Here is a 2,435-nt window from a genome sequence, read left to right as displayed (position 1 = left end):
CGTCGACGGCCCGCGCGGCGCGGCTGCGACCGAAGCTGTTCTGCCACTGCTCGGCCTGGCGCAGGCGCTGGTCCAGCGCCTTCATGGTGCGGTCGAGTTCCGGCGAATCGTCCTTCTCCCACACCCGCAGCACCAGCAGGTAGATCAGGCCGAGCGCCCGCACCCGGGCCAGGCCGAGCAGGCCCCGAGCCGAAATGCCGGCGGATTGCAGGGTCCAGCGCATCGACAGTTCGAGCTGGCGGGCCTGGATCAGCGCCGACAGCGGGTCGAGCCGCAGGTCGCGCAGGATCGCCTTGACCCCATCCCGATGGGCGGACAGCAGGTCGAAGCGGCGCATCATCAGGTCGAACAGCCGGTCGCGCGGGCTTTCATCCTCGCCCGGCAGGTTCTCGGACAGCGCCGCCTGGTCGACCATGCGGCCCAGCCCGGTCAGCAGATCCGCCTTGGTCGGGTAGTGGCGGTACAGGGCCGACATCGGCACCTTCGCTGCCTCGGCGATCTCGGCCAGGGTCAGGGCGCGCCAGCCCTTCTCCGCGGCGAGATCGACCGCCGTGGTGACGATATGATTCGGCAGATCGGCCTTCTTTGCCATGGTCCAGCTCCTCGCGGGTCAGGCCTTCCAGGCCGCATTCGGGCTCAATCTAGCGCAATTCGCCGGCAAGGCGAGCCCGGTTACGCCGGGCGCTTGGCCACATCGGCGACCACGCCGCCGGTCAGCGTCACCAGTTCGGCCGGCGTCAGGGCGAAGACGGAGTTCGGCGTGCCGGCGGCGGCCCAGATCGCCGGCAGGGCCAGCAGGTCGCGGTCGATCACCACGTATGGAGGCGTGGCGTGGCCAACCGGGGCGACGCCGCCGATAGCAAAGCCGGTGGTGTCGCGCACGAAAGCGGCATCGGCGCGTTCGATCCGGGCGCCGTCGATGCGGTCGGCCAGCGCCGCCGCCACCACCGCCTCGTCGACCCGGTTCACGCCGCTGGCGATCACCAGCACCGGCCGGTGGCTGCCGCGGGTGCGGAACACCAGCGACTTGGCGATCTGCGCCACGTCGCAGCCTCTCGCCGCAGCAGCATCGGCCGAGGTCCGGGTCGATTCGCCGAACACCCGAATCTCAGGCGCATGCCCCAGCGCGGCGAGGGCCGCGGCAACGCGTTCGGCACTGGTGGCCATCAGGCCAGCTCGCGCGACCGGCGGGCGGCGGCGGCGACGGCCCGGGTCATCAGCGGCTGCAGCCCGTCCGGCGCCATCAGCACGTCGAGCGCCGCCTGGGTGGTGCCCTTCGGGCTGGTCACGGCGATGCGCAGCTCGGCCGCGCTCTCCGCCGCCGCGCCGGCCAGGGCGCCGGCGCCGACCACGGTCTGTCGCGCCAGCTGCATGGCGAGGTCGGCCGGCAGCCCGGCCACGCGCCCGGCCTCCGCCATTGTCTCGATCAGGTGGAAGATGTAGGCCGGGCCGCTGCCGGACACGGCGGTGACCGCATCCATCTGCGCGTCGTCTTCGATCCAGGCCACCTGGCCCGCGGCGCGCATCAGGGTGCCGGCCCGATCGCGCTGGGCCGCCGTCGCCACCGGATTCGCCACCAGCACGGAAATGCCCTGGCCGATCGCGGCGGGGGTGTTGGGAATGGCGCGGACAACAGCGGCCTCGGGCCCCAGCCCCTGCTGCAGATAGGCCAAGGTGCGGCCGGCGGCGATCGACAGGAACAGGGTGCCGGGCCCGGCGAAGCGGCCATAGGCCGGCAGCGCCTCCGGCATCATCTGCGGCTTGACCGCCAGCACCACCACTTCGGGCGCCAAGTCGGCCGGCAGCTCGGCCGCATCGCGCAGATGGTGCAGCCGCGGATCGGCGAGGCTGAGATCGGCCGGCTCCACAACCCAGATCCGGTCGGCGGCGTTGCCCGCCAGCCAGCCCTTCACCAGCGCACTTCCCATCCGGCCGCAGCCCACCAGCAGAAGATCAGTCACCGCAGTCGCTCCCCGTTCCGTCAAGCCGCGCCATCATGGCGCCGCGGCCGGCCGGTGCAAGCGGCATTCACGGCTGTTCGGAGACATGGCGGACAGGTTGGGCGGTTGAGCCGGCCTCATCGCCTGTGATTCAGGTGCGGGGTAGGCTGAGGCATCGCCCCGCCCACACGAAAAAGCCCGGCTCCTTGCGAAGCCGGGCTGGTTCCTGTCGTGCCGTCGGACGCTGTCGGGTGGGCTCAGGCCTCGCCGACCGTGTCCAGGATCGCGGCGGAGACCGCCTCGCTGGCGGTCTTGTCGCCCCACAGGATGAACTGGAAGGCGGGGTAGAAGCGCTCGCATTCGGTCAGCGCGATGTCGACCAGATCCTCCAGCTGCTCGACGCTCGCCGCCTGGGCGCCGCGCAGCAGCGTGGTGTGCCGGAACATCGGCGTCAGCTCCTCGGAGTCGACATCGAAATGGCCGAGCCACATCCGC

At 71.7% G+C, this 2,435-nt stretch carries 4 protein-coding genes; all 4 read right to left on the bottom strand.

The window, feature by feature from the left end; translation table 11 throughout:
* A partial coding sequence (locus tag AC3XYG_RS14020) for a TetR/AcrR family transcriptional regulator (protein ID WP_489140456.1) occupies nucleotides 1–592 on the bottom strand: 592 nt, incomplete at its 3' end.
* An 80-nt stretch (nucleotides 593–672) separates the two neighbouring features.
* Entirely contained in the window at nucleotides 673–1,167 is a 495-nt protein-coding gene (locus tag AC3XYG_RS14015; protein ID WP_489140455.1) for a YbaK/EbsC family protein, read from the bottom strand.
* Nucleotides 1,167–1,961 carry a pyrroline-5-carboxylate reductase gene (gene proC / locus AC3XYG_RS14010; protein WP_489140454.1) on the bottom strand — a complete coding sequence of 265 codons (795 nt, stop codon included), beginning with the start codon at nucleotides 1,959–1,961 and terminating at the stop codon, nucleotides 1,167–1,169. Before proC ends, AC3XYG_RS14015 begins: the two co-directional genes overlap by 1 nt.
* 236 nt (nucleotides 1,962–2,197) lie before the next feature.
* Nucleotides 2,198–2,435, bottom strand: a 238-nt coding sequence (locus AC3XYG_RS14005) for a type III secretion system chaperone family protein (protein WP_489140453.1), incomplete at its 5' end; no start/stop codon positions are given.

The organism is Inquilinus sp. (assembly GCF_057815775.1).
The sequence above is the reverse complement of the archived record's forward strand: the minus strand, read 5'-3'. Positions and strand labels throughout refer to the sequence as shown.

Excerpts from the sequence above, each read along its gene's own strand:
- AC3XYG_RS14015 (WP_489140455.1), bottom strand. The coding sequence starts at position 1,167 with ATGGCCACCAGTGCCGAACGCGTTGCCGCGGCCCTCGCCGCGCTGGGG.